Origin of the sequence: Kocuria sp. CPCC 205258 (assembly GCF_040981005.1) — a bacterium.
In the GTDB taxonomy this organism is placed as follows: domain Bacteria; phylum Actinomycetota; class Actinomycetes; order Actinomycetales; family Micrococcaceae; genus Kocuria; species Kocuria rosea.
In genome coordinates this window covers 1-21,464 of sequence record NZ_JAVKPS010000002.1, presented here as the reverse complement: position 1 = coordinate 21,464, position 21,464 = coordinate 1, and the positions used below count along the sequence as shown (strand labels likewise).

Annotated in this window: 17 protein-coding genes; 10 read left to right on the top strand and 7 right to left on the bottom strand. The window is 73.3% G+C overall.

Annotated elements, in window-relative coordinates; translation table 11 throughout:
- Positions 1–33: 33 nt before the first annotated feature.
- Both RF644_RS03315 and RF644_RS03310 read right to left on the bottom strand, forming a co-directional pair.
- Positions 34–1,095, bottom strand: coding sequence for a LacI family DNA-binding transcriptional regulator (locus RF644_RS03315; protein ID WP_368795384.1), 1,062 nt, complete (start codon positions 1,093–1,095; stop codon positions 34–36).
- Positions 1,056–2,783 (bottom strand): glycoside hydrolase family 13 protein, encoded by a 1,728-nt coding sequence (locus RF644_RS03310; RefSeq protein WP_368795383.1) that lies wholly within the window; start codon positions 2,781–2,783, stop codon positions 1,056–1,058. Before RF644_RS03310 ends, RF644_RS03315 begins: the two co-directional genes overlap by 40 nt.
- A gap of 237 nt (positions 2,784–3,020) precedes the next feature.
- Between RF644_RS03310 and RF644_RS03305 the strand changes: the two genes are divergently transcribed.
- From RF644_RS03305 to RF644_RS03290, 4 genes are all read left to right on the top strand, one after another.
- Positions 3,021–4,253 carry an extracellular solute-binding protein gene (locus tag RF644_RS03305; RefSeq protein WP_368795382.1) on the top strand — a complete coding sequence of 411 codons (1,233 nt, stop codon included), beginning with the start codon at positions 3,021–3,023 and terminating at the stop codon, positions 4,251–4,253.
- Complete coding sequence (locus tag RF644_RS03300) at positions 4,250–5,881, top strand: ABC transporter permease subunit (protein WP_368795381.1); 1,632 nt, start codon at positions 4,250–4,252, stop codon at positions 5,879–5,881. The genes RF644_RS03305 and RF644_RS03300 overlap by 4 nt, the downstream gene beginning before the upstream one ends.
- A gap of 1 nt (position 5,882) precedes the next feature.
- Positions 5,883–6,905: a sugar ABC transporter permease gene (locus tag RF644_RS03295; RefSeq protein ID WP_368795380.1), complete on the top strand. Its 1,023-nt coding sequence runs from the start codon at positions 5,883–5,885 to the stop codon at positions 6,903–6,905.
- Positions 6,906–7,009: 104 nt separating this feature from the next.
- Positions 7,010–8,026 (top strand): magnesium and cobalt transport protein CorA, encoded by a 1,017-nt coding sequence (locus RF644_RS03290; protein ID WP_368795379.1) that lies wholly within the window; start codon positions 7,010–7,012, stop codon positions 8,024–8,026.
- Positions 8,027–8,081: 55 nt separating this feature from the next.
- Here the strand turns inward: RF644_RS03290 and RF644_RS03285 are convergent, their stop codons facing one another.
- The gene (locus tag RF644_RS03285) at positions 8,082–8,891 is read right to left on the bottom strand and encodes an ABC transporter permease (RefSeq protein ID WP_368795378.1); all 810 of its coding nucleotides are present in this window, start codon (positions 8,889–8,891) and stop codon (positions 8,082–8,084) included.
- Entirely contained in the window at positions 8,888–9,937 is a 1,050-nt protein-coding gene (locus RF644_RS03280; RefSeq protein ID WP_368795377.1) for an ATP-binding cassette domain-containing protein, read from the bottom strand. Before RF644_RS03280 ends, RF644_RS03285 begins: the two co-directional genes overlap by 4 nt.
- Positions 9,938–9,999: 62 nt before the next feature.
- Here RF644_RS03280 and RF644_RS03275 point away from each other — a divergent pair, with 62 nt between their 5' ends.
- From RF644_RS03275 to RF644_RS03255, 5 genes are all read left to right on the top strand, one after another.
- Positions 10,000–11,016 carry a helix-turn-helix transcriptional regulator gene (locus tag RF644_RS03275; protein WP_368795376.1) on the top strand — a complete coding sequence of 339 codons (1,017 nt, stop codon included), beginning with the start codon at positions 10,000–10,002 and terminating at the stop codon, positions 11,014–11,016.
- Between the two features lie 10 nt (positions 11,017–11,026).
- Complete coding sequence (locus RF644_RS03270) at positions 11,027–12,325, top strand: MFS transporter (RefSeq protein ID WP_368795375.1); 1,299 nt, start codon at positions 11,027–11,029, stop codon at positions 12,323–12,325.
- A gap of 369 nt (positions 12,326–12,694) precedes the next feature.
- The gene (locus RF644_RS03265; protein ID WP_368795374.1) at positions 12,695–14,329 is read left to right on the top strand and encodes an ATP-binding cassette domain-containing protein; all 1,635 of its coding nucleotides are present in this window, start codon (positions 12,695–12,697) and stop codon (positions 14,327–14,329) included.
- 407 nt (positions 14,330–14,736) lie between these two features.
- Positions 14,737–15,207, top strand: coding sequence for a hypothetical protein (locus RF644_RS03260; RefSeq protein ID WP_368795373.1), 471 nt, complete (start codon positions 14,737–14,739; stop codon positions 15,205–15,207).
- A gap of 150 nt (positions 15,208–15,357) precedes the next feature.
- Positions 15,358–16,473 carry an NAD(P)-dependent alcohol dehydrogenase gene (locus RF644_RS03255; protein ID WP_368795372.1) on the top strand — a complete coding sequence of 372 codons (1,116 nt, stop codon included), beginning with the start codon at positions 15,358–15,360 and terminating at the stop codon, positions 16,471–16,473.
- A 49-nt stretch (positions 16,474–16,522) separates the two neighbouring features.
- Here RF644_RS03255 and RF644_RS03250 read toward each other — a convergent pair whose 3' ends face one another.
- On the bottom strand, positions 16,523–17,197 hold the full coding sequence (locus RF644_RS03250; protein WP_017833553.1) for an SDR family oxidoreductase: 675 nt from the start codon (positions 17,195–17,197) through the stop codon (positions 16,523–16,525).
- Positions 17,198–17,417: 220 nt separating this feature from the next.
- On the opposite strand from RF644_RS03250, the gene RF644_RS03245 reads away from it, so the two are divergent.
- Positions 17,418–18,278, top strand: coding sequence for a hypothetical protein (locus RF644_RS03245; RefSeq protein ID WP_368795371.1), 861 nt, complete (start codon positions 17,418–17,420; stop codon positions 18,276–18,278).
- A gap of 67 nt (positions 18,279–18,345) precedes the next feature.
- Here the strand turns inward: RF644_RS03245 and RF644_RS03240 are convergent, their stop codons facing one another.
- On the bottom strand, positions 18,346–19,191 hold the full coding sequence (locus RF644_RS03240) for an IclR family transcriptional regulator (protein WP_368795370.1): 846 nt from the start codon (positions 19,189–19,191) through the stop codon (positions 18,346–18,348).
- 169 nt (positions 19,192–19,360) lie between these two features.
- Positions 19,361–21,313 carry a BCCT family transporter gene (locus RF644_RS03235; protein ID WP_368795369.1) on the bottom strand — a complete coding sequence of 651 codons (1,953 nt, stop codon included), beginning with the start codon at positions 21,311–21,313 and terminating at the stop codon, positions 19,361–19,363.
- Positions 21,314–21,464 lie beyond the last annotated feature (151 nt).

Below are 21,464 nucleotides of genomic sequence, written 5' to 3'. Positions count from 1 at the left end.
CCGTCCTGCGCTCCCTCCGCGCCGACCGCCGGGTCAGGGGCGGTCGGAGGCCGGGGCCGGGCCGGTGGAGGAGCGGGCGACGAAGTGGGCCGGGAAGAGCTCGTTCGACGGTTCGCGGCTCCCTCCGGCGAGGTGCTCGAGGAGCCGCTCCACAGCGCGGGTGCCCTGCTGCCGGGCGTGCTGGTCCAGGGTCGTCAGGCCAAAGGCCTCCCCGATGGGGTGGGCGTCGACGCCGATGACGGACAGGTCCCCGGGCACGGTGAGCCCGAGGTCCCGCGCCGCCAGGATCGTCCCGGCCGCCATCTCGTCGGACGAGGCGAAGATGGCGGTCGGGCGGTCGGCGGGGTCCGCCAGGAGGTTCTTGGCCTGCTGGTACGCGTCGGTGAACGTGTAGTCCGCGATGAGCGACCACGCGGGTTCCACGGCCAGCCCGGCGTCCGCCATCGCCTGCTCCCAGCCGTCCCTGCGGTCGCTGGACATGGGGAAGTAGCGCCTGCCCTCCTCGGCCCCGCCGAGGTGCGCGATCCGCCGGTGGCCCAGCCCGATGAGGTGCTGCGTCGCGCGGCGCCCGACGTCGAGGTCGTCGATGCTGATGGTGGGCGCCCCCACCAGGGGGCCCCCGACCCCGACGAGGGGGATGCCGGCGGAGAACAGCTGCTCGGTCTCCGCCGGGTCCAGGTGCAGGGACACCGCCACGGCCGCGTCCAGCCGCTTGCGCAGCAGGAAGTCGGTGAGGACGGTCTCCCGGTAGCGGTCCCCCTCGAAGTTGTAGAGGGTCAGGTCGTACCCGGCCTCCATGAGCGCGCCGGCCACTCCTTCGAGGACGGTGGAGAAGTACCACCGGTCGACGTGGGGGAGGACCACCCCGATGTTGCGGCTCCGGCCGCTCGCCAGGCTCGAGGCGTGGTAGGACACGACGAAGCCCAGCTCCTGCGCCGCCTCGCGGACCCGGGCCCGGGCGCGGGGCGAGACGTGCCCCTTGCCGCTGAGCGCGCGGGAGACGGTCGCGGTGGACACGCCCGCCCGCGCGGCGACGTCCTGGAGCCGGGGTGGGTTCATCGTCCGGTCGTCCCGGGGTCCTCCGTCTGCAGCCATGCGCACTCCTCCGGGTCCAGGATATGCGGCGCGGAAGCCGGGGACCCGCTGCGGAGCAGGACCGGCAGTTCCGGCAGCTCGACCGGGGCGGAGCCCGTGTTCAGCAGCACCAGGACGCCGTTGTTGACGAGCCCGAGACAGCCCGGGCCTGTGAGGTCCTCCGCCCACGCGAGCGAGCCCGAGCCGAGCCCGTGCTCGCGCCGCAGCGCCAGCGCGGAGCGGTAGAGGGACAGCGTGGACCCCGGGTCGTGGCGCTGCGCCTCGCGCGAGAGCTCCGCCCAGTCCGAGGGCTGCGGGAGCCAGGCCTCGCCCGTGGCGCTGTAGCCCAGGGACGCCCCGGTGCTGGTCCAGGGCAGCGGCACCCGGCAGCCGTCACGGCCGAGCCGGCTCCCGCCGGTCCGGTGGTAGGTCGGGTCCTGGCGGACGTCGTGGGGGAGGGTCGTGTGGTCCGGCAGGCCCAGCTCCTCCCCCTGGTACAGGTACACGCCGCCCGGCAGGCCGAGCATGAGCAGGGACGCGGCACGTGCCCGCCGCGTGCCCAGCACGTGGTCCGGCTGCTCGTCCTCGGGCCCGCGGCCGTCGCCCGGGCGCGGGGAGTCCGCGGTCAGCGCCAGGCGGGTCGGGTGCCGCACGACGTCGTGGTTGGACAGCACCCAAGTGGTGGGGGCCCCGACCGCGTCGAACGCCTCGAGGGAGGAGGTGATGATCCGGCGCAGCTCCGCGGCGTCCCACGGCGCCGCCAGGTAGGAGAAGTTGAACGTCTGGTGCATCTGGTCGGGGCGCACCCAGTCGGCCAGGCGGTCCAGCGGGTCCACGCTCGCCTCGGCGCAGAGGATCCGCTCGCCGTCGTACTCCGCGAGCACCTCGCGCCAGCGCCGGTAGATGTCGTGGATCTGCGGCTGCCCGAACATCGGGGCGTCGGTGAACGGGTAGCCCGGGGTGCTCCCCCCGTCGGCCCGCCCGTCCCAGTCCGGGAGGCCCTCCGCCTTGATGAGCGCGTGCGCCACGTCCACCCGGAAGCCGGCGACGCCGCGGTCGAGCCAGAAGCGCAGCACCCGCTCGAACTCCTGGCGGACCAGCTCGTTGTCCCAGTTGAAGTCGGGCTGCGACGAGTCGAACAGGTGCAGGTACCACTGGCCGGGCTGCCCGTCGGACTCGGTCACCCGGGTCCAGGCCGGGCCCCCGAAGTGGGACTGCCAGTTGTTGGGGGGCAGCTGCCCGGACGCGCCGCGGCCGTCCCGGAAGACGAACAGATCGCGCTCCGGGGCGCCGGGACCCGCCGCGAGGGCCTGCCGGAACAGGAGGTGCTCCTGCGAGCAGTGGTTGGGCACGAGGTCGATGATCACCCTGACGGACAGGGCGTCCGCGGCCGAGACCAGCGCGTCGAAGTCCGCGAGGGTGCCGAAGGCGGGGTCGACGTCGCAGTAGTCGCTCACGTCGTAGCCGCCGTCGAGCTGCGGAGAGGGATAGAAGGGGGAGAGCCAGATCGCGTCGATGTCCAGCTCCGCCAGCTGTCCCAGCTCGGCGGTGATGCCGGCGAGGTCGCCGACACCGTCCCCGTCGAGGTCCCGGAACGAGCGGGGATACACCTGGTAGATCACCGAGGAACGCCACCACTTCGGCTCCTGGTCGCGGTCGTGGACGGGTGTGAGGCGCAGGGACTGCAGCGCACCGTAGGTCGTGGACATGCGGTCCATCGTAGGGCGGATCACCCCGGACTGGAAGCGCTATCACACTGAACGCCCTGACAAAGTTGTTGCTGCATCGGGTGTGGACAGGCTTAGTGGTAGCGCTTACAGTAGTGAGCCAGCTCACCTCCTGGGGTGAAGCCCCCCGGCAGCAGCAGCCCGACCGACCCGCACCACCCCCGCAGACCGACGGTCGTCGCGACCGCGCGACCACGGAAGACATCGAGGAACCCCACCATGAAACACATCCACCGGGCGGCCTGCGCCGTCGGTGCCGTGCTCCTGCTCGCCGGGTGCTCGTCGGCGCCCACGGCCGGGGTCGCCGGCCTGGCCGGCGGACCGGGCAGCATCAAGATCCAGGCCGGCACCGGCGAGATCCCGGTGCTGCAGGAGGTCGCCGAGGACTTCACCGCCGACACCGGGGTGGAGGTGGAGTTCGTCCAGCGCGAGGTCAACGCGCAGACGCTCTCCAACTTCATCTCGCAGTCCCCCACGGGGCAGGCCCCGGACATCCTCGTCTCGCCGCACGACAACCTCGGCCAGCTCGCCGCCAACGGCGTCGTCGCCCCCGTGGAGATGGGGGAGCGGGCGGCAGACTTCACCGAGAACGCCCGGGAGGCCGTGGTCTACAACGGCGTGAGTTACGGCGTGCCGTTCGCGATCGAGAACGTGGCCCTGCTGCGCAACAACGAGCTCACCACCGAGGACCCGGCGACCTTCGACGAGCTGCGGGCCGAGGGGCGCCGGATCATGGACGAACGCGACATCGAGTACCCGTTCACGGTCAGCCAGTCCCCGGAGACCGGCGACCCGTACCACCTGTACGCCCTGCAGACCTCGTTCGGAGCGGAGGTGTTCGAGCGCACCGAGGAGGGCGAGTACACGAGCGACCTCACCATGGGCGGCGAGGAGGGGCACCGGTTCGCCCGCTACCTGCAGGAGCTCGGAGCCTCCGGGGACCTGCGCACCTCCATGACCCCGGACATCGCCAAGGAGTCCTTCCTCAACGGCCAGTCCGCCTTCCACCTGGGCGGGCCGTGGGAGCTGGAGGACATCGAGGCCGCCGGCATGGACGTGAGCGTCCTGCCCGTGCCGCCGGCCGGGAACGAGGAGGCCCGCCCGTTCGTGGGCGTCCAGGCGTTCTTCGTCAACGCCAACGCACAGAACCCGATGGCGGCCCAGGACTTCGCCGCCAACTACCTGACCCGCCCCGAGACCCAGTCCGCCCTGTACGAGAGCACGGGCCGGCCGCCGGCCAGCACGGTGGCGGTGGACCGCATGCAGGGCGACCCCCTGCGCTCCGCCTACGCCCAGATCGCCGAGACGGGCCTGCCCATGCCGGCCATCCCCGAGATGGGAGCGGTGTGGAGCTTCTGGGGCACCACGGAGAACGCCGTCGTGGACGGCCGCGGGGACCCCGTGGAGCTGTGGGACCGCATGATCGACAACATCGAAGGACAGATCTCATGAGCACGAGCACCACCGCACCGGGTGGGACCGCCGCCCCCGTGCAGACGCCAGGCGGCAACGGACTCGGCGAGCCCCTCGACCTCCGCCGGTCGCACTCCCGGGGATTCGGCCTGGGCTTCGTGGTCAAGCTGATCCTGATGGCCCTCATCAACGCCTTCGGCCTCTACGGCATCCTGGCGTCCTGGGCGGCGGGCAGCTGGGGAATCCTGGTGTTCCTCGTGGCGGCCCTCGTCGTCGCCGACCTCGTCTACTTCCTGCCCACCCGGAGGATCCTGCCCGCCAAGTACCTCTTCCCCGGCCTCATCTTCCTCCTCGTCTTCCAGATCTTCGTGCTGATCTACACGGCCGCCACGGCGTTCACGAACTACGGCGACGGCCACAACGCGTCCAAGGACGCGGCCATCACCCAGCTCACCACCACCTACGAGCAGCGGATCGAGGGCACCGACGCGTACCCCGTCACGGTGCTCGAGGGCGAGGACGGACTGGCCCTGGCCACGGTGCGCGACGGCCAGGTGCTCGTGGGAGCGGCGGACCAGCCGCTGGCCCCGCTGGACGGAGCGACCGTCGCCGACGGCCGGGTGGCCGAGGCGCCCGGCTACGAGGTCCTCGACTACGGGGGCGTCGTGGCGGCCGCCGGCGAGCTGGCGGACCTGCGGGTGCCCGTGGGCGAGCAGGAGGCCGAAGGCGTGCTGCGCACCGACGACGGCCGCACCGCCTACGCCTACCAGCCCACGCTCGTGCACGACGAGGCGGCCGACGCCATGGTCGCCGACGACGGCACCGTGTACGCGAACAACGGCGAGGGCGCGTTCGTGGGTCCCGACGGCGAGGCCCTGCGACCGGGCTGGAGGGTCTTCGTGGGCCTGGACAACTTCGGGGCGATCTTCGACCCGGAGGTCCTCGGCGGCCCGTTCGTCTCCGTGACCCTGTGGACCTTCGCCTTCGCGATCCTCTCGGTGGTGCTGACGTTCTTCCTCGGCCTGCTGCTGGCCATCCTGTTCAACGACGAGAAGCTGAGGTTCCGGAACGTCTACCGCGCCATCATCTTCCTGCCGTACGCGTTCCCGGCCTTCCTGTCCATCCTCATCTGGGCGGGCCTGCTCAACACGGACTTCGGCTTCATCAACGAGGTCCTGCTGGGCGGCACGGCGGTCCCCTGGCTCGACAACGCCTGGATGGCCAAGCTCTCCGTGGTGCTGGTGAACCTCTGGCTCGGCTTCCCGTACATGTTCCTCGTGACCACCGGCGCCCTCCAGTCCATCCCGGGAGAGCTCTACGAGTCGGCCGAGATGGACGGCGCGGGGCCGGTGCGCCAGTTCCGGGCGATCACCCTGCCGATGCTGCTGGTCGCGGTGGGGCCGATGCTCATCGCGTCCTTCGCGATGAACTTCAACAACTTCAACGTGATCTACCTGCTCACCGGCGGGGGCCCCCAGGACCTGGAGTCCACCACCGGGGTGGGTGCCACGGACATCCTCATCTCGTTCGTCTACAAGATCGCGTTCGCCGGCGGGAACAACGACTACGGTCTGGCCTCCGCCCTGTCCATCCTCATCTTCATCATGGTGGCCGTCATCTCCGCGCTGACGTTCCGCCGCAGCAAGGCTCTCGAGGAGATCAGCTGACATGTCCACTCCCACCGCACCCACCCCGGGCGACCGCCCCGGCCCCGACGGCACGGACCGCGCCCCCTGGGCCGCCGCCGCGGCCGCGCCGTCCGCCGGAACCTCGAACACCCTCCAGCCGACGGACACGCTGCGGCCCCCCGGCGCCGCGCCGGGGGCTCCCCGGCCCCGCAGGCGCCGCCGCTCCGCTCGCGGCGGGTGGAAGCACCTCGCCGCGCTCGCGGCGTGCGCCTTCGCCCTCTTCCCGCTGGTCTACGCCCTCTCGGCGTCCCTCTCGGCCTCCGGGTCCCTCCTGGGGTCCAACCAGCTGTTCTCGGACGTGACGGGCGCCAACTACACGAACCTGCTCAACGACCCGCAGAACCCGTACCTCACCTGGTTCGGGAACTCGCTGTTCGTCTCGGTCACCACGGCCGTGGGCACCGTGCTCATGGGCGCGGCCGCCGCCTACGCCTTCTCGCGGTTCCGCTTCCGCTCCCGCAAGGGCGGGCTGCTGGCCCTGCTCGTGATCCAGATGTTCCCGCAGCTGCTGGCCTTCGTGGCGATCTTCCTGCTGCTCTTCGCGATCTCCGAGGTCTACCCGTTCATGGGGCTGAACTCCCGGCTCGGACTGGTGGCCGTGTACCTGGGCGGGGCACTGGGGGCCAACACGTTCCTGATGTACGGCTTCTTCAACACCATCCCCAAGGACCTCGACGAGGCCGCGAGCATCGACGGCGCCTCGCACGCCCAGATCTACTGGACGATGATCCTGCCGCTGGTCACCCCGATCCTCGTGGTGGTCGGGATGCTGTCCTTCATCACGTCCTTCTCGGACTTCCTGCTGGCCCAGATCGTGCTCCAGGACCCGGGCCAGTACACGCTGGCCGTGGGGCTCTACCAGTTCGTCGCCGTGCAGTTCGGGGAGAACTGGGGCGTGTTCACCGCCGGGGCGATCCTGGCGGCCATCCCGGTCGTCGCGATGTTCCTGTTCCTCCAGCGCTTCATCGTCTCCGGGCTCACCGGCGGCGCCGTGAAGGGCTGACCGCCCGCCCGGCCCCTGCGCCGGACCCACCGGTCCGGCGCGGGGGACGGGTCCTGTCATGATGGGGCGGGACGGGCGACGGGCAGAACGGGAGGTGGCACGCGATGACGCTGGTGGACAACGTGGTGTACGTGGAGGGCCGGCGCACGTCGACCCCGGAGGACCTCGACGAGACCTACGCGGCGCTGCGCGGGCGCGGCGGGATGGCCTGGATCGGTCTCTACCGCCCCGAGCCGGCCGAGGTGCAGTCCGTGGCCGCGGAGTTCCGGCTGCACGACCTCGCGGTGGAGGACGCCCTGAAGGGCCACCAGCGCGCCAAGCTGGAGCGCTTCGGGGACACCCTCTTCGTGGTGCTGCGCCCGGCCCGCTACCTGGACGACGTGGAGAAGGTCGAGTTCGGGGAGCTGCACGTGTTCGTGGGCCGCGACTTCGTGGTCACGGTCCGCCACGCCGAGTCCCCCGACTTGGCCGCGGTCCGGCGCCGGCTGGAGGCCGCGCCGGAGCTGCTGGGCACGGGCCCGCAGGCGGTGCTGTACGGGATCCTCGACGAGGTGGTCGACGGCTACGCCCCCGTGGTCGCGGGGCTCGAGAACGACATCGACGAGATCGAGGACGAGATCTTCGGCGCGGACCGGGACGTCTCCCGCCGCGTCTACGAGCTCTCCCGGGAGGTCATCGAGTTCCAGCGCGCCGTCCACCCGCTGGTGGCCATGCTGGAGGCCCTGCAGCACGGGGCGGAGAAGTACGGGCTCGACCTCGAGCTGCAGCAGCGGCTGCGGGACGTGCAGGACCACGCCATCCGGGTGGCCGAGCGCGCGGACGCGTTCCGGGTGCTCCTGCAGAACGCCCTCACGGTGCACGCGACCCTGGTGGGGCAGCGGCAGAACGACGAGATGCAGCGGCTCACCGAGTCGGCCCTCGCGCAGAGCGAGGAGGTCAAGCGGATCTCCTCCTGGGCCGCGATCCTCTTCGCCCCGACCCTCGTGGGCACGGTGTACGGGATGAACTTCGAGCACATGCCCGAGCTCGCGTGGCCGCTGGGCTACCCGCTCGCGCTGCTGGCCATGCTGGGCATGGGGGTGGCCCTCTACGGGGTGTTCAAGTGGAAGCGGTGGCTCTGAGCGGCACCGGGCGACCTCCGCGGCGACCCTCCCTGCGACCTTCCCGGTGGGCCCCTCAGATGCTGTTGCGCATCGCCCGGATCCCCACGGTCAGCCCCAGCGCGGCCAGCACGACCGCCGCGAGGGCCCCGGCGGCCACGGCCGGATCACCGAACTGGCCGTTGAACAGGGCCCGCTCGGCGTCGACCATGTAGGTGAGCGGGTTGAACCGCGAGAGCACCTGCATCCACCCCGGGCCGGCCTCGAGCGGCAGGAGCATCCCGGAGAGCAGCATGAGCGGGAACAGCAGACCCTGCTGCACGGTCCAGAACATCCAGTCCCGGTTCCGGGAGACGATGGCGAGGGCGTAGCTCAGCGCCCCGAGCCCCACCCCGAAGACCGCGAGGATCGCCAGGCCCACCACCATGCCGGGCAGGGACGGGCGGAAGCCGAAGAACGCGGCCACCCCGGAGAGCACCAGCGCCTGCAGGACCAGCGGCACCATCTCCTTGCACGCGCGCCCCACCATGAGCGCGGAGCGGGTCACCGGCGCCACGAGCATCCGCTCGTGCGCCCCGGACTGGATCTCGAACAGCAGGTTCGAGCCGGTCATCGCAGTGCCGAACAGCGCGATCATCACCACGATGCCCGGCACGAACCACTGGAACGCCTGGTCGAGGGGCAGCCCGGTCATCCCGCCCAGGAGCGGGCCGAAGAAGGCCAGGAACATCAGCGGCTGCATGAGCGAGAACACCAGGCTGAAGGGGTCCCGGACCACGGGCCGGAGCTCGCGGACGAAGACGCTGACGGAGTCGTGCATGATCCCGGCCGGGCGGGCCCGGTCGGTGCCGCCGGGGGACTCGCGGGTGGTCGGAACGGCGGTCATCGGGGTGCTCCCACGCTCGTGGCCTCGGCGGCCGGGTCGGTCTCGGACGCGTCGGCCCGCTCCTCGCGCAGGCTCCGGCCGGTGAGCCGGAGGAAGACGTCGTCGAGGGTCGGGCGGGTCAGCTCGGCGGTCCGCACGGTGTGGTCGGCCCGGTCGAGCTCGCGCAGCAGGGCGGGCAGCACGCGCTCGCCGTGCTCGACCGCGACGACCACGCGGGTGCCCTCCCCGGCGGGGACCGCCTCCGGCTCGGCGCCGCCGGCCCCCGCCGCGGCGGCCGCGCGCCGGACGGCCGCCGCGGCGGCGGGCGGGTCGGCGTCGAGGGTGAGGGCGATCCGGTCGCCGGCCAGGTCCGTCTTGAGCCGGGACGCGGTGTCGTCGGCGATGATCCGTCCCCGGTCCACGACCATGACCCGCTCGGCGAACTGGTCGGCCTCGTCGAGGTAGTGGGTGGTGAGGAACAGCGTGGTCCCGTAGCGGCGGCGCAGCTCGAGGATGTGCTCCCACAGGTGCGCGCGGGACTGGGGGTCCAGCCCGGTCGTGGGCTCGTCGAGGAAGAGCAGCTGGGGGCCGGGGATCAGTCCCAGGGCGATGTCCACGCGGCGGCGCTGGCCGCCGGAGAGCTTCATCGTGGGCCGGCGGACGAGGTCGCCGAGGCCGAGGGCCTCCACGAGCTCGTCCACGCGGCGCCGCGTCTCCGCCCGGCTCAGCCCGTACAGGGCGCCCTGGCTGAGCAGCTCGTCGCGGACCCGCTGGTACTGCCCGGCCCCGTTCTTCTGCCCGATGTAGCCGATGCGGGCGCGCACCTCGGCCGGCTGGCGGGCGACGTCGAACCCGCACACGGTGGCGGTGCCGCCGGTGGGCCGCAGCAGCGTGGTGAGCATGCGCAGCGAGGTCGACTTGCCCGCGCCGTTGGGCCCGAGGAACGCGGTCAGCGTGCCGGGCGCCACGTCCATGGTCAGGTCGGCCACCGCCTCGACGGTCCGGCCGCCGGGCCCGCGGAAGCTCTTGCTCAGCCCGCGGGCGCTGATGATGGGTGGGGTGCTCATGGGTCCACGGTAGAGCGCATTCAGGCCACCAGCTGTCCGCAGGGGGGCGTAGATTGCGGGACATGTCCGATCCGACGTCGCGGGTGCTCCGGCTGCTGTCCCTGCTGCAGACCCACCGCTACTGGTCCGGGCCCGAGCTCGCCGAGCGGCTGACGGTCTCCGAGCGGACGCTGCGCCGGGACATCGACCGGCTGCGCGAGCTCGGCTACGAGGTCACGGCCCGCCCCGGCACGGCGGGCGGGTACCAGCTCGCCGGCGGCACCAGCATCCCGCCGCTGCTGCTCGACGACGACGAGGCCGTGGCCATCGCCGTGGGGCTGCGCACCGCCGCGGTGCACGGCGTCGGCGACGGCGAGCAGACCTCGCTGAGCGCCCTGGCCAAGGTCCAGCAGGTGCTGCCGCGGCACCTGCGCCGCCGGGTCGCCGCGCTGCAGGCGCACACCGTCCCGGCGGCCCGCACGGACGCGCACGTGGCCACCGAGGTCCTCGCCCAGCTCGCCCTGGCCTGCCGCGACCACGAGCGGGTGCGCTTCCGCTACGTCGACCGGCAGGGACGGGAGAGCGCCCGCCTGGTCGAGCCGCACTCCCTGGTCCCGCGGGACCGGTGGTGGTACCTCGTGGCCTGGGACGCCGACCGCGCCGACTGGCGCACGTTCCGCATCGACCGGCTGCGGAGGCTGGCGGGCACCGCCGTGCGCGTCGCGCCGCGGGAGCTGCCCGCCGCGGACGCCGCCGAGTTCGTGCTGGCCGCCCACGGCGCGGCCGGCGTGCGGCACGAGCTGACGGTGCGGATGACCGTGGGCCTGGACCGGGTCCGGGAGCACTTCGGGCCGTGGGCGGCCACGGCGGTGCAGGGGCCCGGGGGCACCGTCGACTGGACCGTCACCGGCGGCTCGGTCCCGGAGCTGCTGATGGCGCTGCCCTGGATCCCGGCGGACGTGCCGTGGCGGCTGCTGTGCTCGGACGAGGTGGCCGAGGCCGTGCGCGGGTTCCGGGACCGCCTCGGCGACGCCCTGGACGGTCCGTCGCCCCCTGACTCCAGCGGGGCGGGGGCGGAGGCGGGGGAACCCAGCCCTTAGAGTCGTGGACGTGACCGTCCAGACCACCGCCCTCGACCCCGCCCGGGTCCGGCGCGCCCGGATCGCGGTGTCCGCGTTCTTCCTCACCAACGGCGCCCTCTACGCCAACCTGCTGCCGCGCCTGCCGGAGGTCAAGGACGCGTTCGGGCTCTCCAACACCCTCTACGGCCTGCTGGTCGTGGCGTTCCCGCTCGGGGCGATCCTCGTGGGCGCCCTCCCCGCCCGGGCGATCCGCCGCTTCGGCTCCGGCCGGGTGGCGGCCCTGGGCACCGTCCTGCTCTCCGTGTGCCTCGCGGCCGCCGGGGCCGGGGCGGGCCTGGGCGCCGGCACGGGGCTGGGCGCGGGGGTGTTCCTCGCGGCGATGTTCCTGGGCGGCGCCCTGGACGCCCACGTGGACACCGCCCAGAACGCCCAGGGGATGGAGGTCCAGCGCGCCCGCGGCCGCTCGATCATCAACTCCCTGCACGCCCTGTGGAGCCTGGGCGCCGTGGTCGGCGGGCTCATGGGCGCCGCGGCGCTCGCCCTCGGCGTGCCCCTGGGGTGGCACCTGCCGGCGAGCGGGCTCGTGTGGAGCGCGGTCGCCCTCGTGGCGCTGCGCGCCGCGCTGAGCCCGGCCGAGGGGCAGGAGCTGCGCACGGTCCGCTCGGACGACCCGCCGCCGGACGGCACGACGACGACGGGCCCCGGCACCACCGGCTCCCGGCCGGACCCCGGCTCCGGGCCCGCCGGGACGGGGCGGCGGTCGGCGGGGCGCATCGTCGTCGTCAGCCTCCTGCCCGTGGCCGTGATCGCGATGGCCGGGGTGATGGTCGAGGACGCCGGGCAGAACTGGTCGGCCGTGTACCTGAACGCCGAGCTGGGCGCCCCGCTGGCCACCGCGGGGCTCGGGCTCGTGGCGCTCATGGCGGCGCAGTTCGTGGGCCGGATGCTCGGCGACCCCATGACCGACCGCTGGGGCCGTGCCGCGGTGGTCCGCGCCGGCGCCGCGCTGAGCGCGGCCGGGATGCTGCTCGTGGTCCTCGCCCCGGCGCCGGGCCCGGCCGTCGCGGGCTTCGCGCTGGCCGGCTTCGGCTGCGCCACGCTCGTGCCCGCGGCCTTCCACGCCGCCGACGACATCCCCGGGCTGCGGACCGGGACGGGCCTGGCCCTGGTCAGCTGGCTGATGCGGATCAGCTTCCTCGGCCTGTCCCCGGCCGTCGGGGTGCTCTCCGACGCCGTGGGGCTGCGGGCGGCGCTGCTCGTGGTCCCGGTCTTCGCGCTCGTCGCGGCCCTGATGGCCGGCGTCCTCCGGGAGCGCCGGGCCCCCTGACCTGGGGCCCGCTGCTCTCCCGGCCGCCCCGCCCGCTGAGTCCCCACCTCTCAGCCACCCACTCCGCCGAGCCCCCACGTTGTGCGCCGGGTCCCCACCAAAGTTCTGGGGATCCGGCGAGCGATGGGGGACTCGGCGCTCGGGGTGAGCTGGGGGTGGGGGCTCGGCGGAGTGGGTGGGTCCGACCTGGCTCTCCCGAGCCGGCGGTCCCGGGCTATCCTGGAGCGACTATGTTCCACCACTTCTTCCTCTGACGGGTTCCGGATCCCGCCGCGCGTCCGCCGCGGCGGTCCGTCGTCCTGACCACCCGTCCCCTCGTCAGGAGCCCCGGCCGTCCGGCCGTGCGCGGCTCCGCACCTCGGAGGAAGCATGTCCGCCGTTCCCGTCCACCGTCCCGCCGTGCCCGCGGGCGAGCACGCCCAGCTGACCGCCACCGGGATCCGCCTGGTCCGCGGCTCCCGCACCGTCCTGGACGGGCTCGACCTCACGATCACCCCCACCACCCGCCTCGGCGTGGTGGGGGAGAACGGCCGCGGCAAGACCTCGCTGCTGGAGGTGCTCTCGGGCGCCCTCCTCCCGGACGCCGGCACCGTCCGGCGCTCCGGCACGCTCGCCGTGGTCGACCAGGAGCTGCCCGTGCCGCCCGAGGGCACCGTGGGGGACCTCCTGGATCTCGAGCTCACCGCCGAGCACACCGCGGTGGCGCAGGTCGAGGCCGCCGCCCGCGCCCTCGCCGCGGACCGGCCGGGCGCCCCGGAGCAGTACGCACAGTCGCTGGCGGTCGCCCAGGCCCTCGACGCCTGGGACGCCGACCGGCGGGTGGACCTCGCCCTGCAGGCCCTGCACGCCGTGACCGACCGCTCCCGGGTGCTCGGCACCCTTTCGGTGGGCCAGCGCTACCGGGTGCGCCTGGCCTGCCTGCTCGGCACCGTCCACGACCTCCTGCTGCTGGACGAGCCCACCAACCACCTCGACGCCGCGGGGCTGGCCCACCTGGCGGCGGCGCTGCGCGAGTTCCGCGGCGGCGTGGTCCTGGTCAGCCACGACCGGCGGCTGCTGGGCCAGGTCGTGGACACCGTCCTGGACCTGGACCCCAGCCGGGACGGCCGCCCGCGGTGGTACGGGGGCGGGGTGGCGGGCTGGCGCGCCGGCTGGACCGCCGAGCGCTCGCGGTGGATCCACGACCACCGGGAGCAGCAGGCCGAGCACGCCCGGCTGGCCGGGAACCTCCAGCGCGCACGCTCCCGCCTGGTCGACGGATGGCGCCCGGACAAGGGCACCGGCAAGCACACCCGCGCCACCCGAGCCCCGGGGCTCGTCCGCTCGGTGCACCGCCGGCAGGAGGACCTCGAGCGGCACCGCGTGGACGTCCCCGAGCCCCCGCTGGAGCTGTCGGTGCCGGAGCTGCCGGCGCTGCCCGGCGTCGAGCTGGTGCGCGCCGAGGGCGTCGCGGTCACGGGCCGGCTGCTCCGGCCCGTCGACGTGGTGCTGGAGTCCGGGGACCGGCTGGTCGTGGCAGGCCCCAACGGGGCGGGCAAGTCCACCCTGCTGCAGGTGCTCGCCGGTGCGTTGGCTCCCGACGCGGGGCGGCGCACCGCGGCCCCCGGGGCGCGGATCGGCCACCTGCTGCAGGACGGGGTCCGGCACGGGGCGCGCTCGGCCCAGGAGGTCTACGAGCAGGAGCTCGTCCGGCTCGTGCTCGCGGACCGGCTGGCCGAGCACGAGGTGGCCCCTCTGGAGTCCCTGGGGCTGCTGGCGGCGCGGGACCGCGGACGCCCCGTGGCGGAGCTGTCGGCCGGGCAGCGGCGGCGCCTCGAGCTGGCCGTGGTGCTGGCGTCCCGGCCGCACGTGCTGCTGCTGGACGAACCGACCAACCACCTCTCGATCGCCCTCGTGGACGAGCTCACCGAGGCCCTCGCCGCCACGGCCGCGGCCGTGGTGCTGACCACCCACGACCGGCAGCTGCTGCGGGACACGAAGGGCTGGCCGCGGCTGACGCTGTGACGGCCCCGCCGTGGGCGGGAGCAGGACGGGGGCCGGCCCCGGACCGCGGAGCGGAGAGGGCGGTCGGACGCCGTCACAGAGGGGCGCGGAGGCGTCACACCTGTTGATCCTGCATACCCCCTGGGGTATGTTGTGATCGGCATCACCGCAGACCGTCGAGCCGAGCGGCCCCGCCGGGCCGCTCCTCCCAGGATCGAGAACGGATCATGCACCCGAGACTGATCGTCCCGGCCGCCGCTGTGCTTCTCGTGACGGCCGTCAGTGCCTGCGGCCCGCAGGCTTCCCCGCCGACCGGGGCCAGCACGGTCCCGACGTCGAGCCCCGCTTCGCCGAGCCCGACCACGACGGGCCCGACGACGCAGCCCGGAACGGCACCCGTCTCGGACGCTGCCGGGGCGGTCCCCTCGGTGTCGACTCCTCCGGCCCCCGCCGACCCCGTGGCCGCGGCCGCGTGGGAGGCTCTGATGTCCCCCGAGGGCGAGTACGCCGCCTCGGCGCAGTACCGGGCGGTCATCGACGAGTTCGGACCCGTCGAGCCGTACGCGAGCATCCAGGCCGCCGAGGAGCAGCACGTCGACGCCCTGACCCGCCAGCTGGAGCGGCTCGGTGTCACGGTCCCGCCGAACCCCTACACCGGGCGGATTCCCGCGCCCACCGATCTCGAGGCCGCCGCCACCGCCTGGGCGGCCTGGGAGACCGACAACATCGTGCTCTACGACCGGCTGCTGGAGGAGGTCCGCGGGGACGAACCCCTGACCCGCGTCTTCACCAACCTGCGCAGCGCCTCCCAGGAGATCCACCTGCCGACGTTCGAGGCCGCGGCGGCCAACGGGGGCCAGCTCACCCCGGAGCAGATGCGGGACCTGGGCCACGGCTGACCCGTCGCTCCTCCTGCGGGAGGAGTGCGCCGCGGCCGCCTGTCCTGTCCGGTCGCGCCTGCCCTCCCCGGGAGACCGCGCCCGCCCTAGACTGCCGAGCAGGGGGCGCGTGAGCCGCGTCACCGCACCGGGAGTGCCGAGGAGGACACCATGAGGATCCGCGCCGCCGTCGTCGAGGGGATCGGGGCCCCGTTCGAGCTGGAGGACGTCGAGCTCGCCGAACCCGGCCGCGGGGAGGTGCTGGTCCGGATCGTCGCGACCGGGGTCTGCCACACCGACGCCATCACCCGTGCGGGCGACATGCCGCTGCCGCTGCCGGGGATCCTGGGCCACGAGGGCGCGGGGATCGTGGAGCAGGTCGGCGAGGGCGTCAGCGCCGTCGTGCCCGGCGACCGGGTCGTCATCGGGTGGCCCTCGTGCGGAGCGTGCCGCAACTGCCTGGACGGGCAGCCCCGCTACTGCGCCCGGACCGGGGAAGCTCTCGTCTCGGGCCGCCGCTTCCGGGGCGAGGACGCAGGGACCTCGGCCTACACACGGGCGGACGGCTCGGAGGTCTCCGGGCACTTCTTCGGCCAGTCGTCCTTCGCGACCCACTCGATCGTCCTCGCCGACGCCCTCGTGAAGGCGCCCGACGACGTGCCGCTCGAGCTGCTCGGACCCCTGGCCTGCGGGCTGGGCACGGGCGCCGGCGCGGTGCTCAACGAGGCCCGCCCGGAGCCGGGCTCGTCCCTGGTGGTCTTCGGCGTCGGGGCCGTGGGACTGGCCGCGATCATGGCCGCCCGCTGCACCGCCGCCACCACGGTCGTCGCCGTGGACCTGCACGACTCCCGGCTCGAGCTGGCCACCCGCTACGGGGCCACCCACGTCATCAACTCCCGGGACACGGACGTGGTCGCGGAGGTCGCCCGGATCACGGGCGGCTCCGCCGACTACGCCTTCGAGTGCACCGGGGTGGTCCCCGTCGTGGAGCAGGCCGCGGACTGCGTGGGCATGCTGGGCACGCTCGTGCTCATCGGCGGCGCGCCCGCCCAGGCGCGCTTCAGCCTCGACCACATGCACGCGCTGTGGGGCAAGCGGATCGTGGGGGTTCTGGGCGGCGGCAGCCGCAGCGGGAAGTTCATCCCCGCCCTGATCGACCTCCACCGGCAGGGGCGGTTCCCGTTCGACGAGCTGGTGCGCTTCTACGAGCTCGACGAGATCGAACAGGCCCTCGCCGACAGCGGGTCCGGCGACGTGGTCAAGCCCGTCATCCGCATGCCCCGGTGACGTGGTGCCCCCACCGCCGCGGCGGGTCCGGCGGGCACGGGCACCCGGTTCAGTCGATCCGCAGCTCGTGGACGCCGCGCTCGAGGCCGCGCTCCACCGCGGCGATGACGTCGTCCACGTTGTGCCCCGGCGGCAGCCGGGGCGGCAGGCCGGTGAGCGCCCGGTCTACGAGCCCGGTGTCCATGTGCGGCAGCCGGGCGTCCATCACCGCGATACGACGACGGCGCAGCTCCCGCCGCAGCGACCCCAGCCACGAGGCCATGGCCGCCTTGCTGGCGGCGTAGCCGGCCATCCCGGCCAGCGGCAGCTCCGCGACCACACCGGTGAGGACCGCGATCGCGCCGCCGTCCGCGACGTGGGGCAGGGCCGCCCGGATGACGGCCATGGGGCCGAGGGCGTTGACCTCGAACAGCTCCTCCACGACGGCCTCGTCCTCGTCGGCCGCGGGGCCGAACGCGGCGACCCCGGTGGCGATCACCACGGCGTCGAGCCCGCCCAGCTCCTCGGCCGCGCGGCGCACCACCTCCGCCGCCTCGTCGTGGTCCACGAGGTCGAGGGCGTGGGCCGCGCGCAGGCCGAGACCGCGCCGCAGCTCCTCCGCGGCGGAGGCGGAGCGGCCCGTCACCACGATGTCGGTGGTGCGCTCGCTCAGCCGTTCGCACAGCCGCCGTCCGAGGACGCCGGTCGCCCCCACCACGAGGATCCTCGCGCCGTTCAGGTCCATGGCCCCACTCCTGTCCCCGGTGCGACCCTGGAGCGGGCCGTGCCCCGAGCGTACCCACGCTCTCCGACAGCGCCCAGGAATTTGCGATCCCACAACGATCGCCGGGCACCCGCCGCCCGCCGTTGCCGACCGCGAACCGGGCGGCGTAGCCTGCAGTCCTCGGAGCCGGGCCGGGCGCACGCCCGGGGCGCTGGTGCTCCGCGATCGGGGGGCCGTCCACATGTCACCGACCACGTCACGATCGACCCGGGCGCTGGGCGCGGCCGCCGCGGCCCTGCTCCTCCTGGCCTCCTGCGGCACCCCGTCCGGAGGGGACCCCGCCGCCGAGGGCACGAGCCCGGGCGCGTCGCCGGCCGCCACGGCGGCCGAGTCCCCGACGGCCACGGAACCAGCCACAGAACCAGCCACGGAGAGCCCGTCGCCGACCGCCGAGAACCCGACGGCCGGTCCGACGGAGGCCCCGACCAGCACGCCCACCGCGAGCCCGACGGCGAGTCCGACTGGGGCTCCCGCGGAGCTCGTGACCTACTCCGGCACGGCCGCGGACGCCGCCTTCGCCTTCGAGCTGCCCGCGACGTGGAGCGTGGACGGGGACTTCTCGGACGTCGGCGGCACGGTGACGGTGCTCGGGCCGGACGGCGCTCCCGTCGGCCACCTGTCGGTCCTCATCGCCTGGGGCGCCGAGTGCGGCCCCGACTGCTCGATGCCGCCGGTGGCCCACCTCGGGGACGTCCCGGGGAGCGTGCCCCTGTCCAGCAGCGGGGAGTTCGTGGTGCGCTCCGTGGCCATGGACCTGACGTCCTCGCCGGAGCTGCGCAACGCGTACGGCTGGCCGGACGCCGTGCGGCTCGTGACCTCGCTGACCGACGCGGACGCCCCTCCGCCCACCATGATGCTGCCGCACGTCCTGTACGGCCTGGGGCTGGTCGAGACCGGGGTGGTCGCGCCCAACGGCATCACCTACCGGACGGTCATCTTCAGCTCGGTCCACGACTTCCCCACGCTCGAGGCCGCCCGGGAGTACGCCGGATCGGAGCAGCACCGGCAGGTCGAGGCGATGATCGCCTCCTTCCGCGCCTGAGTGCCCGAGAGACCGCCCCGGGCGCCGTGGACCACGCCGTGCCAGGGGCGAGGCAGCACGGAACCTCCTACGCGGAGTCGTCGAGCGGGGTGTACCCCATGCGCCGGCTGACTCGCAGGCCCGCCTCCTTGAGGTCCCCGACGAGGTCGGTCATGTGCTGGTCCGTGAACCGGAACGCCGGTCCGGACATGCTGATCGAGGCGACGACCGTGCCGAGGTGGTCCCGCACGGGCACGGCCATGGAGTTCAGCCCGATCTCGTACTCCTCGCACGCGACGGCGTAGCCCTGGGCGCCCACGTCGATCAGCTGCCGTTCCAGCTGCTTGCGGGAGGTGATCGTGCGGCCGGTGAGGGCGCGCAGCCCCTGGGACCGGAGAATGCGGGCCCTGTCCTCGGAGGGGAGCCCGGCGAGGAGCACCTTGCCGCTGGCGGTGGCGTGCAGAGGGGTCAGGCTTCCGATCCAGTCGTGCATGGTGAGCGCGGAGGGCCCCATCTCCTGGTCCACGTTGACGGCCTGGCCCTCCCGGAGGACCGCCAGGTTGACCGTCTCGGAGTGGGTCCGTGCCAGCTCGCGGATCTCGTCGCGTGCCTCGGCCACCACGTTCAACCGGCCGGGGATCGCGTTCGCCAGCCGCAGGATGCCGAAGCCGAGCTGATACGGGCTCCCGTCGCTCGGGTGGTGCACCAGACCACGGGACTCCAGGGCGCCGAGCAGCCGTGAGGCAGTGGACTTGTGCACCCCCAGCTCCGCGGCCACCTCGGTCACCGTGGAACCACCGGTCCGGGCGAGGACCTCGAGCACGGTGATGGCCCGGTCGACGGACTGGACACCGCCCGGGGTCACCCCGTCCGAGCTGGGCTGCTCCGGTGCGACGTCGGGCGTGGATGAAGGTCTGGGGGCTTGTGGGGACATGACCCCATGGTAGTCAGTCGTCATTTCAGCACTTCGTCCGCTCTGTCTGTTCCGTCGGCTCCGTCCGAGGAGGACCGCCCGTCCGCCTGAGGAGGGCCGGTCCCGGTGGGAGATTGCCCCGCGACCTGCGTGCTGGGCCGGGGCGCACCCCGGCCCAGCACGGCTGCCCTCACGAGCGGCTCGCCCCCTTCTTCTTGCGGACCTGGCCGTTCTCCTGGCCGTCCACCCGGGCGTAGATCGGCTGACCGGCGGCTGTGGCGTCCACGGCCTGGAACTGGGACGTGGGCGGATCCGAGCTCTCCTGGGTGACCAGAGTGAACTTCTGGTGCCCGTACTCGTCCACGGCCGTGCGGATGGCCCGCCGCATCACGGAGTCCGACAGACGCTGGCGCAACCACATCGGGTCCGCCCGCAGATCGCGGGTCAGGGCGATGCACAGGACGAACATCACGAGGACGAACGGCAGCGCGGCGACGATGGTGAGCCGCTGCAGACCGCTCAGCGCCTCCGCGGGAGTGTCCCCGCCGGCCAGGAGCATGACGGCCGCGACCCCGCCCATCAGCACGCCCCAGAAGATCACGACGGGCTTGGACGGCTCGAGACTGCCCCGGGAGCTGAGCGAGCCCATCACGATGGACGCCGAGTCGGCCCCGGTGACGAAGAAGATGGCGGTGAGCACCATGGCCAGCACCGCCAGGCCGATGGTCAGCGCCTGCGGCGTGCCGAGGTTGTTGAACATGTCGTAGATCGCGCCGTCGAAGGAGATGGTGGGGACGCCGTCGACGACCGTGGCGATCCCGTCGCCGGGGTCGGGGGTCGCGTTCGCCGCCTGCTGGATGTGGATGGCGCTGCCGCCGAAGACGGCGAACCACAGCAGGGACACCAGGGAGGGGACCAGCAGCACACCGGTGACGAACTGGCGGATGGTGCGGCCGCGGCTGATGCGGGCGATGAACATGCCCACGAACGGCGTCCAGGAGATCCACCACGCCCAGTAGAAGATGGTCCAGCTGGACAGCCACGCCCGCATCTCCTCGCCGCCGGAGGCCTCGGTGCGGGCGGCCATCTCCGGGAGCTGCTGGAGGTAGGAGCCGATCGCGTTGGGGATGAGGTTGAGGATGAACAGGGTGGGTCCCACGACGAAGACGACGAGGGCCATGACCACGGCGAGCACCATGTTGGTGTTGGCCAGGAACTGGATGCCGCGCTCGATGCCCGACACCGCCGAGGCCACGAAGCAGAACGTGAGCACCGCGATGATGAGCACGAGCATCGGGGTGGCCACCTCGCCCACGACTCCGTTGAACTGCAGGCCGCTGCCGATCTGGAGCGCACCCAGCCCGAGCGAGGCCGCGGAGCCGAAGAGCGTGGCGAAGATGGCCAGGATGTTGATGACCTTGCCCCCGATGCCGTCGACCGCCCGCCGCCCGAAGAGGGACACGAACGCCTCGGAGAGCAGGTTCTTGCGGCCCAGGCGGAAGGTGCCGTAGGCGATGGCGATGCCGAGGACCGCGTACATGGCCCAGGGGTGCAGCGTCCAGTGGAACAGCGACGTGGCCATGGCCGTCTCGATGGCTTCGGCCGTGCCGGCGTCCACCGTGGCCGGTGGCGGGGAGATGTAGTAGAAGAGGGGCTCGGCGACGCCGTAGAACATCAGGCCGATGCCCATGCCGCACGCGAACATCATGGAGATCCACGAGACGGTCCTGAACTCCGGCCGTTCGCCGTCCTTGCCCAGCGGGATGTTGCCGAACCGTCCCAGGGCCAGCCACAGGACGTAGGCGACGAACAGGGAGGACATCAGCACGAAGATCCACCCGGTGTTCTCCAGGACCCAGCCCAGTGCCGTGGTCGAGACGGTGGACAGGTTGTCCGTGGCGACGAAGCCCCAGACCACGAAGGCGACGACCAGGGCACCGGTCACGCCGAAGATCACCTTGTCCAGGCCCTCGAAGTCTCCCCGGAGCGAGCTGCGCCGTTTCCGGACCCCCTCCTTGAGCTCGCCGAGGATCTGGGTCTCCTCGGCCTCCGCCTCGTGGAGGTGCGTCGTGTCGTCGACGGGACAGGCCGGCGGGGCCTCCGCGTCCGACGACGGAACCGGTGGTGGGTTCTCAGTGCTCATCGTGATCCCCTCCCGGGAAAAGGTGCTGCGGCCCGGTCCCGGAGGACCGGCGTGGCGCCGTCCCGACGACGTCGCCGATTTTGTCGGTGATCCAGTCGTGGAAGGCGCCGATGTGGTGTTCGGAGGGGACGAGGACCCCGCCGGTGGCGTA

Bases quoted from the DNA above. Each gene is read 5' to 3' on its own strand.
- RF644_RS03315 (WP_368795384.1), bottom strand. From the start codon at position 1,095: ATGGCTGCAGACGGAGGACCCCGGGACGACCGGACGATGAACCCACCC.
- RF644_RS03310 (WP_368795383.1), bottom strand. From the start codon at position 2,783: ATGTCCACGACCTACGGTGCGCTGCAGTCCCTGCGCCTCACACCCGTC.
- RF644_RS03305 (WP_368795382.1), top strand. From the start codon at position 3,021: ATGAAACACATCCACCGGGCGGCCTGCGCCGTCGGTGCCGTGCTCCTG.
- RF644_RS03300 (WP_368795381.1), top strand. From the start codon at position 4,250: ATGAGCACGAGCACCACCGCACCGGGTGGGACCGCCGCCCCCGTGCAG.
- RF644_RS03295 (WP_368795380.1), top strand. From the start codon at position 5,883: ATGTCCACTCCCACCGCACCCACCCCGGGCGACCGCCCCGGCCCCGAC.
- RF644_RS03290 (WP_368795379.1), top strand. From the start codon at position 7,010: ATGACGCTGGTGGACAACGTGGTGTACGTGGAGGGCCGGCGCACGTCG.
- RF644_RS03285 (WP_368795378.1), bottom strand. From the start codon at position 8,891: ATGACCGCCGTTCCGACCACCCGCGAGTCCCCCGGCGGCACCGACCGG.
- RF644_RS03280 (WP_368795377.1), bottom strand. From the start codon at position 9,937: ATGAGCACCCCACCCATCATCAGCGCCCGCGGGCTGAGCAAGAGCTTC.
- RF644_RS03275 (WP_368795376.1), top strand. From the start codon at position 10,000: ATGTCCGATCCGACGTCGCGGGTGCTCCGGCTGCTGTCCCTGCTGCAG.
- RF644_RS03265 (WP_368795374.1), top strand. From the start codon at position 12,695: ATGTCCGCCGTTCCCGTCCACCGTCCCGCCGTGCCCGCGGGCGAGCAC.
- RF644_RS03255 (WP_368795372.1), top strand. From the start codon at position 15,358: ATGAGGATCCGCGCCGCCGTCGTCGAGGGGATCGGGGCCCCGTTCGAG.
- RF644_RS03250 (WP_017833553.1), bottom strand. From the start codon at position 17,197: ATGGACCTGAACGGCGCGAGGATCCTCGTGGTGGGGGCGACCGGCGTC.
- RF644_RS03245 (WP_368795371.1), top strand. From the start codon at position 17,418: ATGTCACCGACCACGTCACGATCGACCCGGGCGCTGGGCGCGGCCGCC.
- RF644_RS03240 (WP_368795370.1), bottom strand. From the start codon at position 19,191: ATGTCCCCACAAGCCCCCAGACCTTCATCCACGCCCGACGTCGCACCG.
- RF644_RS03235 (WP_368795369.1), bottom strand. From the start codon at position 21,313: ATGAGCACTGAGAACCCACCACCGGTTCCGTCGTCGGACGCGGAGGCC.